The sequence below is a fragment of the Kitasatospora paranensis genome, assembly GCF_039544005.1.
Taxonomy (GTDB): domain Bacteria; phylum Actinomycetota; class Actinomycetes; order Streptomycetales; family Streptomycetaceae; genus Kitasatospora; species Kitasatospora paranensis.
On record NZ_BAABKV010000001.1, the window covers coordinates 1,552,757 to 1,566,203 of the forward strand.

The 13,447-nt window shown below is 74.7% G+C and carries 9 protein-coding genes and 4 pseudogenes; 6 read left to right on the forward strand and 7 right to left on the reverse strand.

Annotated elements, in window-relative coordinates; genetic code table 11:
* Positions 1-74 precede the first annotated feature (74 nt).
* Together ABEB13_RS40390 and ABEB13_RS07835 are read right to left on the reverse strand one after the other, a co-directional pair.
* A pseudogene (locus ABEB13_RS40390) lies at positions 75-656 on the reverse strand (Rv1733c family protein); the annotation flags it as partial.
* A gap of 35 nt (positions 657-691) precedes the next feature.
* Positions 692-1,216, reverse strand: a complete 525-nt coding sequence (locus ABEB13_RS07835) for a flavodoxin domain-containing protein (RefSeq protein WP_345704868.1) — start codon at positions 1,214-1,216, stop codon at positions 692-694.
* Positions 1,217-1,396: 180 nt separating this feature from the next.
* Here ABEB13_RS07835 and ABEB13_RS07840 point away from each other — a divergent pair, with 180 nt between their 5' ends.
* Complete coding sequence (locus tag ABEB13_RS07840) at positions 1,397-1,948, forward strand: flavodoxin domain-containing protein (RefSeq protein ID WP_345704869.1); 552 nt, start codon at positions 1,397-1,399, stop codon at positions 1,946-1,948.
* Between the two features lie 6 nt (positions 1,949-1,954).
* Here the strand turns inward: ABEB13_RS07840 and ABEB13_RS07845 are convergent.
* Positions 1,955-2,364, reverse strand: a pseudogene (locus tag ABEB13_RS07845) (universal stress protein).
* Between the two features lie 251 nt (positions 2,365-2,615).
* On the opposite strand from ABEB13_RS07845, the gene ABEB13_RS07850 reads away from it, so the two are divergent.
* Entirely contained in the window at positions 2,616-2,870 is a 255-nt protein-coding gene (locus tag ABEB13_RS07850) for a DUF1918 domain-containing protein (RefSeq protein ID WP_345704871.1), read from the forward strand.
* 34 nt (positions 2,871-2,904) lie between these two features.
* On the opposite strand, the gene ABEB13_RS07855 is transcribed toward ABEB13_RS07850, so the two are convergent.
* Positions 2,905-3,897 carry an Acg family FMN-binding oxidoreductase gene (locus ABEB13_RS07855; protein ID WP_345704872.1) on the reverse strand — a complete coding sequence of 331 codons (993 nt, stop codon included), beginning with the start codon at positions 3,895-3,897 and terminating at the stop codon, positions 2,905-2,907.
* 242 nt (positions 3,898-4,139) lie between these two features.
* Between ABEB13_RS07855 and ABEB13_RS07860 the strand changes: the two genes are divergently transcribed.
* From ABEB13_RS07860 to ABEB13_RS07870, 3 genes are read left to right on the forward strand one after another with little or no spacing between them, the layout of a single operon-like run.
* Positions 4,140-5,006, forward strand: a complete 867-nt coding sequence (locus tag ABEB13_RS07860) for a universal stress protein (RefSeq protein ID WP_345704873.1) — start codon at positions 4,140-4,142, stop codon at positions 5,004-5,006.
* On the forward strand, positions 5,003-5,548 hold the full coding sequence (locus ABEB13_RS07865) for a cation-transporting P-type ATPase (protein ID WP_345704874.1): 546 nt from the start codon (positions 5,003-5,005) through the stop codon (positions 5,546-5,548). Before ABEB13_RS07860 ends, ABEB13_RS07865 begins: the two co-directional genes overlap by 4 nt.
* A complete protein-coding gene (locus ABEB13_RS07870) occupies positions 5,524-7,956 on the forward strand; it encodes a cation-translocating P-type ATPase (RefSeq protein ID WP_345704875.1) in 2,433 nt (810 codons plus the stop codon). The genes ABEB13_RS07865 and ABEB13_RS07870 overlap by 25 nt, the downstream gene beginning before the upstream one ends.
* A gap of 5 nt (positions 7,957-7,961) precedes the next feature.
* Here the strand turns inward: ABEB13_RS07870 and ABEB13_RS07880 are convergent.
* Both ABEB13_RS07880 and ABEB13_RS07885 read right to left on the reverse strand, forming a co-directional pair.
* A pseudogene (locus tag ABEB13_RS07880) lies at positions 7,962-10,540 on the reverse strand (cation-translocating P-type ATPase).
* On the reverse strand, positions 10,537-11,202 hold the full coding sequence (locus ABEB13_RS07885; protein ID WP_345704879.1) for a DUF4389 domain-containing protein: 666 nt from the start codon (positions 11,200-11,202) through the stop codon (positions 10,537-10,539). Before ABEB13_RS07885 ends, ABEB13_RS07880 begins: the two are co-directional and overlap by 4 nt.
* A 214-nt stretch (positions 11,203-11,416) precedes the next feature.
* Here ABEB13_RS07885 and ABEB13_RS07890 point away from each other — a divergent pair, with 214 nt between their 5' ends.
* Positions 11,417-11,860: a universal stress protein gene (locus tag ABEB13_RS07890; protein WP_345704880.1), complete on the forward strand. Its 444-nt coding sequence runs from the start codon at positions 11,417-11,419 to the stop codon at positions 11,858-11,860.
* Positions 11,861-11,960: 100 nt separating this feature from the next.
* Here the strand turns inward: ABEB13_RS07890 and ABEB13_RS07895 are convergent.
* A pseudogene (locus tag ABEB13_RS07895) lies at positions 11,961-13,344 on the reverse strand (MFS transporter).
* Positions 13,345-13,447: the final 103 nt, after the last annotated feature.

Consider the following 13,447-nt stretch of genomic DNA (forward strand, 5'->3'; position numbering starts at 1 on the left):
ACGTCGGCGCCCCGGCGGTCACTGGTCCGCCGGACCCCCGGCCGGCTTCGCCGCGACCACACGGGCTCCACATCCGTCCACTCCGCCTCCCAGCCGCGGGCGGCCGCGCGCTCGATGCCGCTCCGGCGCAGCAGGTAGGCCCCACCCGCCGCCGCGGTCATCCCGCAGAACGCCGCCAGTCCGTAGACGGAGGCGGACACCTCGAGCTCGCCTGCGCTGGACGGCGCAGGCGCCTGAGCGCCGCTGTCGTCCACCCAGATCCGGACATCGGCGCCGACGGGCGCGCCGTTCGGCACCTCGATGACCCCGGTGTCCCGGTGCCCGGCAGGGTAGGACCAGACGGCCTGCGCGCCGGCGGCGACGCCCTGGACGGCCCCGCCCGTCGGTGCAGCCGTCGTCGTCGCCGTCACCTGGTGCCGGTGCCGCGCCGTCTCCGCCGCGCCCGCCCGCATCCCGTGCAGGAGCACCAGCGCCACCACCGTGGATGCCGCCACCGAGAGGGCCAACGCGACCACCGCGGCCAGCACCAGCCGGCTGCGCGCCCGGTCGACGTGCCGGCAGAGCGGATTGTGCTCCAGGCCTGCGGCGCACCGCAGGTGCCGCAGGGCCGGGGTACGCGGGACCTGGCGTCGCTGTGGTGCGGACGCAGTCGACATGATGCTCCTCCTCGGCGGCAGATCGGCCCGCTCCGTCAGGGAGCGGTCGCCGGACCGGCGCCCTCCGGCTGCAACTCCCGGGCGATCCCGTGGGCCCACTCCCGGATGCGCTCCGGGTTGCGGAAGTCGCCGCCCTTGCCGTGCTTGACGAGGCTGTGGGCGATGAACCCCGGCGTCTCGGCGGTCATGCTGCCGCCGAACGTGACGTGGCCGCGGGCGTGCAGGCGCTTCATCTCCTTCGAGGCACCGCGCACCGGAGGGATGTCGTGCTGCTCCGCCGAACTGTCCACCGGCCCGCTGCTGAACAGCCAGACCGGACGCTGCGCCAGCGCATCGGCGTTGTGGCGGGCGCAGGCCAGCGCGTCGTGCTGCCAGTGCCCCGCGTAGAGCGCACTGCCCAGGACGACGGCGTCGAAGCCGGTCACGTCCCGCACCTTCCCGGCGGGGACGACGCTGGTCTCGAAGCCGTCCTCGGTGAGCGTCCGGCCGATCTCGTCGGCGATGCCGGCGGTGGCCCCGTGCTTGCTCCCGTACGCGACCAGAATTCTCCGGGTCTTCACGGCGGATCTCCTCGTCTCCGGCGCCGGGCCCGGCCGACCCGGCCTGCACCCTCCAGGCTCCGCCGGTCCGCGGCGCGACGACAGGGCCACTCGCCCCGGACCCGAGGTCGAGCGGCCCTGATGCGAGCAGCCGAGGTGCGCTGTGCTGAGGGTGTCGGGCCAACGGTGCGGAGGCGAATCATGGAGGTCCTGATCGGCTACGCCGGCGCACATGGCTCCACCCGGGGAGTGGCGGAGCACATCGCCGCGGTACTTTCCCGCCGTTTCGGCCACCGGGTGACCCTGGTGCCGTTGGGTCCGGACATCGTGGTGGACGGCTACGACGCCGCCGTCCTCGGCAGTGCCGTGCACGACGGCCGTTGGCTGCCCGCCGCCGAGGAGTTCCTGCGGCGCAGTACCGTGCCCCTCGGCCGGCATCCGGTCTGGCTGTTCAGCGTCGGCCTGCTCGGCGACCGCGGCAGCGCCTTCGGCCCCCGCACGGCCCGCCTGCTGCGCCGGCTGCGGGACGCGCGAGCGGCGGACCGGCCGGCCGGGGCCCGCGCCTTGGAAGTGCGCGGGCACCGCAACTTCGCCGGTGCGGTGGCACGCGGGCACTGGCCGCCGGCGGGACGGCTCGTGTTCCGGGCCATGGGCGGGCGGTACGGCGACCACCGGAACTGGGCGGACGTCACGGCGTGGGCCGAGCGGATCGCTGCGTCCCTCGCCGAGCAGAGCGGGGACCGCAGCGCGTGACCGGGATCAGACCGGCGGCCGGACGATCACCACCGGGCAGGGCGCGTGCATGGCGCATCGCTGGCTGACCGAGCCGAGGAGAGCGCGGGCGAAGGTGCCACGCCCCCGGCTGCCGACCACCAGGAGGTCAGCACCTTCGGCCGCTGCGAGCAGGACGTCGGCCGCGTTGCCGCGCACCAGGCGTTCGCGGACCTCGACCGACGGCGCCTCCGCGAGGACCCGTCGGAGCTCCCCGGCGAAGCGCTCGCGTGCGGTCTCGGCCTCCAACGTGGGTTCGACCACCGTGGGGCCCGCGAACAGGGGGTGGCCTCCCAGGCTCCCACCGCATCGACGACGGCCCCGGTCGACGAGGCATGGCGCAGCGCCCAGCGCAGGGCCTCCTCGGACGACGGCGAGCCGTCGATTCCCACCACCACGCGGGCGGACGTGCTGTTCGCGGTCACCCCGCACCACCTCGTTTCCGGTCGGTCGTCCTCCACGCTGCTCCGCTCCGGCCGGGGCCGCGAACAGAGCGGTCCGAGCGGGTTGTCCGCCGGGCGGGCGCGCGGCCCACCCGGCCCTGTGTGCCGTGACCGTCCGGCCCTCGCACCGGCGGCAGGGTTCTGGTGCGCTGGAGGCGGGGACGGGCCCGTTCGGCCGTCCGGGTCCGGAGCAACGGGAGGCGATCATGAGAGCCGAGGTCGGGGACCGGGTCATCGTCCGGGGTACCTTCACGGGCGTGCACGACCGCGACGGGAAGATCGTCGCGCTCCATCACGCGGACGGCACCCCGCCGTGGGACGTGCTCTGGTCGGAGAGTGGCCGCACCACGCTGCTGTTCCCGGGGCCGGACACGATCCTGCACCACTACGCGCACGAGGACGGTACCGAGGCCGCACCGCCGGCAGACCCGTCCGAGCAGCTCCACACCTTCGCGCCCTGACGCAGGTGCCCGAGCATCCGCCGGTGAAGCCGGATCACCTCGCATCGGGCATCACCGGGAAGCCGGAGAGGTCGAGGATCTCCGACACCGGGCGCCGGGGTGTGGCCGGCCCGGGCGGGCCGTAGCCCAACCTCACCACCAACTGCACGTGGCCCGGCCCCTCCTCGGGGTCGCGCAACAGGGCCCGGGTGTCCGGCCACTCGACCGCCTGGTGCAGGACGGAGAGCCGGACACCACGGACCGTCGCCACCAGCCAGGCCCGCTCCAGGGCCTGACCGGCGCGCAGCCAGTCCACCGGGTCGTCGCCGTGTGTGGTGACGGTGCACAGCTGCGGCAGGGCCTCGAACCGCTCGGTCGCCATGGCGGGGCGGCTCCCGGTGAAGCTGCGCATCGGCACCCGTGCATCGTGATCCAGCGGCCCCAGGGCCGACGCCGGGATACCGTCGGCAGCCGGCTTCTCCAACCGCAGCCAGCTACGGGTCTCGGCCTGCCGTGCCACGTCCGCCTCGATCCGTGCCTCGGCCTCGGCGGTCAGGGCCAGCACCCGTCGGACCCCGGCCTCCTCCAGCGGCGCGAGGATCACGCCCTCGGCGTGTGCCGCGGCGATCAACTCCCCGAGCACGCGCTCCGGGACGTCGCGGTTGGCGAACGGCCGGCGGGTGGAGTGGCGGTGCACGATCGCGGCGTACAGCTCCTCGACGGGCTCGTGCGCGGCCTGAGCCAGCCCGACGGTGGCGAGCAGGTCCGGACGGGTCTCGTCCGGCAGCAGCCTGACCACCGCCGACCGGCCGAGATGCCCGGCGGCCAGGCGGAGATTCAGCAGCGCCGCACCGACCGAGATGCTCATCGCCCGTCCCACCGGGTCGGTGACCGGCACGGCACGGGAGCGGTCGGCCCAGACCTCCACACCCCGGCAACCGGCCGTCGGCCGGAACCTCCAGGGCTGGCTGTTGTGCAGCGACGGCGCGGCGCCCGCGGCGGCCGCGAGCAGCCTCACATCGGCGAGTGTCATCGGCGACGCAGGCATGACGGGACCTCCTTGCCTTCCCCCGGTGGGAGGGGGCCGGCGCGGGAGCACCGGTCATCCGCCTCCGTACCTCCACGATGGGCTGCGGCGCCACGCGGCGGCGAGAGTCCCGCAGTCCCGCGCAGGACCTCTGACCGGCCCTGGCCCCTGGGCCCCTCGGCCCTGCCTGCCCGCCGGGACATGTGCCTACGGTGGGGGCGCGGCGGGAGGTCCGCCCCGCCGCACGGACCGGTGGAGGAGCCATGACGTCCGCCAGCACGCGACACCCCGTCATCCTCGGCGTCGACGGCCGGGAACCGGGCCTGCTCGCCACGGTGTGGGCCGCCGACGAGGCGGCGCGCCGGGGTCTGCCGCTCGGCCTGATCCACGCCGTCACGGTGGCGCTGCACGACCTGGACGGGCTGGAAGGACGGCTGCACCAGCGGTTGCGGCGGAACGGCAGGGAGGTCCTCGACCAGGCCGCCGTCCTCGTGGGCGAACGGCACCCCGGGCTGGAGGTGGCGGGCACCCTGGTGGAGGGCAGCCCGGCCAAGGTGCTGTGCCGGGCGTCCGCGGAGGCCTCCTTCGTGGTGCTCGGCTCCCGCGGACTGTCCCGCACGGAGGAGTACCTCAGCGCCTACTCGGTGACGGTGCCCGTGGCGGCCCAGGCGGCGTGCCCCGTCGTGGTCGTGCGCGCGCCCGAGCACACCACCCAGGACCAGCCCTACCTGGTGGTCGGCGTCGACGGCAGCCCGTCGTCCGCCGCGGCGGTGGACTGCGCCTTCGACCTGGCGGCCCGGCGGGGCGCGGCCCTGCGGGCCGTCTGGGTGTGGCCGTCGCAGCTGATCGCGCACGTCGACGAGGCCACCGCCCTGCAGACCCTCCGACGGTTGTTGGCGGAGACCACGGCCGGCCACGGCGCCGCGTACCCGGACGTGGAGGTGACCCACGAGGTGGTCCGCGGGCATCCGGTGGAGGAACTGGCCGAGGCCTCCCGGCACGCGCTCGCGGTCGTCGTGGGACGCCGGGGACGCGGCGGGTTCACCGGCATGCGCCTCGGCTCCGTCCCGCACGGGCTGCTGCACCGGGCCCGGTGCCCGGTGATCACGGTGCCCCGGCCGGGCGCATGAGCACGCCCGGAGCCCTGCGGCAGGACGACCCCGCCGAGCGGGACCGGACCGGCGCCCTCGACCCGCGCGAGGGGATCGAGCTGCTCCTCCGGGACCTGCGGACGTCGCCCCGGGGCCTCACCGAGCGCGAGGCGGCCCGCCGACTGACCGTGCACGGCCCGAACACCCTCACCCGGCGCGGCGGGCGCCGATGGCCGCGGGAACTCGCCCGGCAGTTCACCCACCCGCTGGCCCTCCTGCTGGCACTGGCCGCCGTCCTGGCCGCGGTGAGCGGGGCCCCGGCGCTGGCCGTGGCGATCGTGGCCGTGATCGTGCTGAACGCCATGCTGGCCTTCGCCCAGGAACAGCAGGCCGAGAAGGCCGTGGAGGCCTTGGCGGAGTTCCTTCCCGAGCAGGCGACCGTGCTCCGTGACGGGGTGCGGCGGGACGTCGAGGCCGTCGCGCTCGTCCCCGGCGACGTGCTGGTGATCGAGGAGGGCGGGGGATCTCCGCGGACGCCCGGCTACTGTCCGGTGGCGTGGAGGTCGACCTGTCCGCGCTGACCGGCGAGTCCGAGCCGGTGTTCCGTTCGGCGGATCTCGTGGACACCGATGGGGACCTCCTGCAGGCCAGGGACCTGCTCTTCTCCGGAACGGTCTGCACCGGCGGCCAGGGCGAGGCAACCGTCACCGCCACCGGGATGCGCACCGAGCTCGGACGGATCGCTGCGCTCAGCCAGCGCACCCGCCGCGAGGAGAGTCCGCTGGAGGCCCAGGTCAAACGGGCCGCCCGGCTGATCGCGGTCATCGCGGTGGGCGTGGGGCTCGCGTTCCTGCCCCTCGGACTGGCCGCCGGACTGTCGGTCGCGGCCGCGGTGAGCTTCGCCATCGGCCTGTTGGTCGCCAATGTCCCCGAGGGCCTGCTCCCGACCATCACCCTGGCGCTCGCCGCGGGAGTCCGCGACCTCGCCCGGCGCGGCGCCCTCGTCAAGCGGCTGTCCGCCGTCGAGACCCTGGGATCGACCACGGTGGTGTGCACCGACAAGACCGGGACACTGACCGAGAACCGGATGCGGGTGACCGCCGTCTGGACACCGGACGGCGAGATGGCCCTCGACCCGCCGCCGGAGCCGACCGGGCTGCCCGAGGCCGTCCGGGTCCTGGCCCGGGCAGCGGCGACCTGCACCTCCGCCCACCCGGAGGCCGGCCACGCCGACCCGACGGAGTCCGCTCTGCTCGACCTGGCCGACCTGCTCGGTACGCCGTGCAGGCCCGGGCAGCGGGACCTCGACCGGCGGGCGCTGTACCGTTTCGATCCGCGGATCAAGCTGATGACAACCGCCGATGCGGTGGACGACACGGTCGTGCTGCACACCAAGGGCGCGCCGGAGGAGGTCCTCGTCCACGCCGGCCGGCTCCTCGACCGCGGCCGGGAACGACCGCTCACCCCCGCCGACCGGACGGCGGCGGTGCAGGCCGTGGGCGCCCTTGCGGCGCGCGGCCTGCGCGTCCTGGCCGTCGCCCGCCGCGTGCTGCCACCGGGCCGGCTCCCGCCCGTCCGACGGGAGGACGCGGAGCGGGACCTGTGCCTGCTCGGCGTCGTGGCCATGGCGGACCCGCCCCGTGCGGAGGTCGCCCACGCCATCGGGCTGGCCCACCGGGCCGGGATCACCGTGCACGTCGTCACCGGTGACAACGGCATGACCGCGGCGGCGGTGGCCGGCCAGGTCGGGATCGGCCACCGCGGCTCACGCATCGTCACCGGTACGGAACTCGCGTCGCTGAGCGACGAGCGGTTGGACACCCTGCTGGCCCGCGGCGAGGAGGTGATCTTCGCCCGCACCTCCCCCGAGGCCAAACTGCGGATCGCCGACGCGCTGCGGGCCGAGGGGCAGACGGTCGCGATGACCGGCGACGGCGTCAACGACGCGCCCGCCCTGCGCAGCGCCGACATCGGGGTCGCCATGGGACGCTCCGGCACGGATGTCGCCCGCGAGGCCGCGACCATGGTGCTCACCGACGACAACTTCGCCACCATCGTCGCGGCGGTGGAGGCCGGGCGGCGGACGTACGACAACATCCGCAAGTTCATCGTGTACATCTTCGCCCACGCCGTCCCCGAGGTCGTGCCGTTCCTGGTCTTCGCCCTCGCCGGCGGGGCGATCCCGCTGCCGCTCACGGTGATGCAGATCCTCGCCGTCGACCTCGGCACGGACACCCTGCCCGCGCTCGCCCTCGGACGCGAGCGTGGTGAGCCGGGTCTGATGGACCGCCCGCCCCGCCCACGCGGCGAGAAGGTGATCCAGGCCCGGATGCTGGCCCGGGCGTGGGGATTCCTCGGGCTGATCTCGGCCTGCCTGGTGATGGCCGGGTTCCTGCTGACGCTCGGCGCGGCCGGATGGCACCCGGGCGATCCGACCGGACCCGGCACCGCCCTGCACCTGGCCTACCGGCAGGCCACCACCGTGGCCTGGCTCGGCATCGTCTTCTGCCAGATCGGCACCGCGTTCGCGGCCCGCACCGACCGGGCCTCCCTGTGGTCCGTCGGTGTCCTCGGCAACCGCCACCTGCTGGCCGGGATCGGCTTCTCGCTCGCCTTCGCCGCCGTGATCGTCTACCTGCCGTGGCTGCAGGGCATCTTCGGTACCGCCTCCCTCGGCCCGGCCCAGCTGGCCGTCGTGCTGCCGTTCCCGATCGTCGTCTGGGGCGCGGACGAGCTGCGCCGGGCGCTCGTGCGGCGCCGCCACCCGGCTGCCGTTCCCGAGGCCCCGGCACCCGTACCCGCGCCCGCGGTTGCACCCCGGCCCGCCGTCGAGGAGACCGCGCACCACCCGCTGCCCGTGCTCCTCGCCCGGCACGGCTGGAGCGAGCACCGTCTCCAACACGCACTCGGCGTGAGCGAGCACGCGGCCGCCGAGATCGTCGCCCACGCCCGCCGGGTCGCGGCCGGCCACGGCCGCCACGGACCGTGAGGCGCTCAGCCCCCAGCCCCGCGAGGCGGGCCGACCCGGTCCGACCGCCCGGCGGGAAGGATCCGGCCGCGCCCGCCGACCCTGGCCGCCGTGAAACCGACCACGCCCGCGAGCGCCGCCGCGCCGATCTCCGGCAACGCCAGTGGCTCGGTCAGCAGGACGTCCTGGAGAACCGGCAGGTACAACGCCGCGAGCGCCAGACCGGCTGACCCCGCGACAGCCAGCGGCAGGAAGGGGTTGGCACTGGTCACCAGCCGCTCCCGCAAGCCCAGCACTACCCCGAGCTGAGCGGCCAGCAGAGCGAGGAACAGCACGCTCTGCCACGGCGCCCCGGCGGCCCGCGCCCACACCGCGGTGGCCAGGCTGACGGCCGTGACCACGGCGCCCAGTCCGAGGACACCCTGCCAGAGCCCCCGGCCAGCACATGCTCGCGCGGGGACCGCGGCGGCCGCCGCATCGCCTGCTCGGAGACCGGCTCGGCACCGACCGCCACACCGGTCAGCCCGTGGGTGAGGAGATTGATCCAGAGGATCTGGCCCGCGCGGAGTGGCAGCGCGAGCCCGAGCAGCGGGCCGAGCAGCATGACCAGGATCTCCGCGACACCGCCCGCGAGGGCGTACAGGAGGAAACGCCGAATGTTGTCGTAGACGCGGCGGCCCTCCTCGACCGCCGCCACCAGCGTGGCGAGTTCGTCGTCGGCGAGGACCAGGTCGGCGGCCTGGCGGGCGACTTCGGTGCCTCGACGCCCCATGGCGACACCGATGTCCGCCTGTTGCAGGGCCGGACCGTCGTTGACGCCGTCGCCGGTCATCGCGGTGACGGCGCCACGTGCCTGCCACGCCCGGACGATGTCGAGCTTCTGCTGCGGGTCCGTCCGGGCGAAGACCCGGACGGCCGTGAGATCCGGGACGGCTCCGGCGGCACGGTCGCCTCCGGCGGCGACGGCAGCGGCCCGGTCGGCATGGTCCAGCAGTCCGACACGCCGGGCGATCGCACGGGCGGTGGCCGGGTGGTCACCGGTGATGAGGACGGGTGTGATGCCGGCCCTCCGGCAGGCCGCCAGCGTGGCCGCCGCCGCGGGCTTGGGCGGATCGGCGAGGCCCACCAGGCCGAGCAGCCGGAGGCCGGACTCCGTGGGGCCGGGGGCGTCCCGCAAGGCGCTGGCCACGGCCAGGACGCGATATCCCCGGGCGGCGAGCCGGGCCGCCTGCTGCGACGCGGAGGCCAGCAGCTCCGGGCTCGCGTCCAGCACTGCCGGGTCCAGGACGGCCTCGGGCGCGCCCTTGAGGCAGATCTCCAGTGGGCCGGAACCCGCCCGGTGGACGGTGGCCATCCGCTTGCGGAGGCTGTCGAACGGCTCCTCCGACACCCTGGGGCTGTGCCGTGCCAGACCGGCCGGGTCGAGTCCGGCCTTCACGGCGGCGACGAGCAGGGCCGCCTCGGTCGGGTCGCCGAGGAGTGTCCAGCGGCCGTCCGCGGCCACCGGGGGCCGCAGCGAGGCGTCGTTGCACAGCGCAGCCGTCCGCAGCAGCGCCACGGCGGCTGCCCGCCCGGCTGCGGGTTCGACCAGGAGCTCGCCCTCGGGCCGGTCCCCGGGCCCGGTCACGGTGGCCTCCCATCCCGGGCCCCAGAGCCGTTCGAGGGTCATCCGGCCCTCGGTGAGGGTTCCCGTCTTGTCGGTCGCGAGCAGCGTCACCGAGCCGAGGGTCTCGACGGCGGGGAGGCGGCGGACGATCGCGCGGCGGGCCGCCATCCGGCGTGCGCCGATGGCCAGGGCGAGCGTGACGACCGCGGGGAGCGACTCGGGGACGGCCGCCACGGCCAGACTGATCGCGGTGACGGCCATGGCTTCCAGGGCCTGGCCGCGGGCCAGGCCGAGCACGAAGACCACCAGGCAGAGCACGACCGTCACCAGGGCGAGGACCCGGCCGAGTCCGGCCAGGCGCTGCTGCAGCGGTGTGAGGCGGGGCCGCGGGTGGAGCGAGGCGGCGATCCGGCCGAGGGCACTGTCCTGGCCGGTGGCGGTCACCACGGCCACCGCGCGACCTCGGACCACCACCGTGCCGGCGGCGAGGCGCGCCGAGGGCACCGCCGCGTCCTTCTCGACCGGCACGGACTCGCCGGTCAGCATGGACTCGTCCACGAGCAGGGCGGTGGATTCGACCGGCGCGGCATCGGCGGGGACGATGTCGCCCTCCGAGAGCAACAGCACGTCACCGGGCACCAGCTCGGCGGACGGCAGTTCGCGTTCACCGCCGTCGCGGAGCACCCTGGCCGCCGGGGCGGAGAGCGTGGAGAGGGCGGCCACCGCGGTGTCCGCGCGGACCTCCTGGGCGACGCCCACGGCAGTGTTGACCACGACGACCAGGCCGATCACGATCGCGTCGGCGTGGTCGCCGGTCACCACGGTGAGGACGACGGCAGCGAGAAGCACCAGAACGAGCGGGTCGCGCAGCTGGGCGGCCACCCGGGACCGGATCGGTGTGCGGGGCGCGGAGCCCACCCGGTTCGGACCGTGCTCCGCCAGCAGGCGGGCGGCCTCGGCCGCGGTCAGCCCAGTGGGGCGGGTGGCCGTCCCCGTCACGGATCCGGCCGTCCGGCCGGGACGGGCACCGGCTCGGTTCCGCCCTGGTCCAGCCGGAACGGCGGGTAGGAGTCCGTCATCAGCGCCGCGTACGCGGCCACCCGCAGCACCCAGCGGTTGAGGCCGACCAGCAGGTCGAAGATCCCGGCCGGGTAGCGGGCGGTGGCGGCGAGGGCGACACCGGCGAACAGCGCGAGCAGTCCGATCAGGCCGCCGCCGCCCCAGCCCTCGCGGGCACTGCCGACGAAGATCGCCACCACCAGGTAGTGCGGCAGCACCAGCAGCCACCACTTCACCAGCACCAGGCCGCGCGAGAGTTCGCCCGGTGGGGCGATGTCCAGCCGGGCCGGGTACTCGGGGTGCTCCCCGAAACCGAACGGCGGGTACCGGTCGGTGCCGAGCGCTCCGTACGAGTAGAACGCCACCCGCCACGACCAGCGCAGGACACCGAGGTTGAAGTCGAAGATCCCCCGCGGATAGCGCCCGGTGAAAAGGATCGCGAAGAACGCGACCACGGTCAGCAGGAAGAACGCCACCCAGAGGAACGCCAGGACGATCCAGTGCGGGATGACCAGGATCCACTTCACCAGCCAGAGCCAGCGGGAGAGCGGGGTGTCGAGTTCGGCCTCCACCCGTACCGGCGACGAATCGGTGACGGTCACGGCGATCACCTCCAGGACGACATGCCGGGGCGGCGCACCCACCCGGCAGGTGCGCGGACACCTCCACCCTGCCCCGACGGCCGGTCCACCCGCCAGGACGGCACGGGCACCTCTACGGGGCCGGACGGCCCTGCCCGGCGCGGGACCGGCCGGGCATGGTGGAGGGACAGCGGCAGCATGCCGTGCCGTTCCCCCGTCCGGATCGAGGTCTCCGATGGCCGCGTCACTTCCTGCCGAGCGGCGGATCGTGGTCGGCGTCGACGGGTCCGCCTCGTCCGTGTGCGCGCTCCGCTGGGCCGCCGGCCAGGCTGCCGCGACCGGTGCCGTCGTCGAGGCCGTGATCTGCTGGGGCTTCCCGTGGGTGCATGGGCTGACGCCTGCGTCCGTGGACCGGGAACTCGGTTCAGTGGCCCGGCAGATGCTCGCGGATGCGGTCGCCGACGCTGCCGGGGGCAGGTGTCACCAGGTGATCCGTCAGATCGTCGAGTCGGGCGACCCCTCGGAGATCCTGCCGCGGCGGGCCCGCGGGGCGGACCTGCTGGTCGTCGGCAACCGCGGCCGCAGTGGCGTCGCCGCGACCCTGCTCGGTTCCGTGAGCCGGCACTGCACCGAGCACGCACCGTGCACGGTCGTCGTGGTCCGGGCGCCGACGGCGTAGGGCCGCACGACCGGAGCGGACGGGGGTGGCCGGCCCCGCGCCGGGGACCGCCTGCCGGACACCGGCCCGCCCGGTGTCCGCGGGACGGCGGGCGCCCGGGTCAGCCCCGCACCGAGGCGTGTGCCCTTGCACGGCCGGGGCGGGAGGTCGGAGCCACGGTGGCGAGGTTGCGGCCCCTGGTCTCCTCGGCCGCGAGCAGCGCGACGGTGGTGACGACCGCGGCGGCGCTCAGGTAGACCGAGATCGGCGTGGAACTGCCGTAGGACTTGAGCAGGGCGACAGCGATCAGCGGCGCCGGGGCGCCGGCCACGAGGGAGGCGAACTGCGCGCCGACGGAGGCTCCGGAATAGCGCATGCGGGTGCCGAACAGCTCCGAGACGAAGGCCGCCTGGGGGGCGTACATGGCGGCGTGGAGGGCGAGGCCGACGGTGACGGCGAGGAGGATCATCGGGTACCGCCCGGTGTCCACGAGGGAGAAGAACGGCCATGCCCAGATCCCCATCCCTATCGCGCCGGTCAGATAGACGGGCTTGCGGCCGACCCGGTCGGAGAGTGCTCCGAACACCGGGATGAGGGCGAACTCGACGGCTGCGGCGATCAGCACCGCGTTCAGGGCGGTCTGCTCCCTGAGCCCGACCACCGTGACGCAGTACGTGATGACGAACGTCCCGACCACGTAGAAAGAGATGTTCTCCGCGATCCGCACGCCCATGGCGACCAGGACGTCGCGCCAGTGGTGGCGCAGGACGGAGAGCACAGGCGCGGTCTCCTTCGTCCCCTGGGCCTCCCGGGCCTCGGCCTCCGCGAGGGCCCGCTGGAAGACGGGCGACTCCTCGATCGAGATGCGCATCCACACCCCGGTGGTGAGCAGGGTGAAAGAGGCGAGGAAGGGGATGCGCCAGCCGAAGGCGAGGACGCCGTCCGGGCCCCAGGCGCTGGTGAGCACGGTCAGCGCGCCGGCGGCAAGGACGAAGCCGAGTGCCGCACCCCCTGGGGCCAGGAAGCCCGGTAGCCACGGCGCTCGGCATCGCCGCGCTCGGAGATCAACAGCACCGCGCCGCCCCACTCGCCGCCGAGGGCGAACCCCTGGACGACCCGGAGCGAGGTGAGCAGGATCGGGGCGGCGACGCCGATGGAGCCGTACGTGGGCACGCACCCGATGAGCGTGGTGGCGGCACCCATCATCACCAGACTGATGATCAGCAGCTTCTTGCGGCCGACGCGGTCACCGAAGTGACCGAAGACGAGGGCTCCGATCGGACGGGCGGCGAAGCCGATCGCATAGGTGAGAAACGAGAGCAGGGTGCCCGTCAGGGGTCGGACTTCGGGAAGAAGAGCGGGCCGAAGACCGTCGCGGAAGCCAGGGTGTAGAGGAAGAAGTCGTACCACTCGATCGTGGTACCGATGAGGCTCGCACCGATGATCCCGGCCAGGCGTTCGGGTCTGTGGTCAAGGGCCGTGGTGCGCGGCGGTGCTGAGGGCATGAGGGGTCACCATCCGGGAGTCGGTCTGACGAGGAGGCCGTGGACGGCGCCGGTCGGCCCGTACACGGGGCCGGCGCCGGAACGGTGGCGCGGCGCGCGGGAG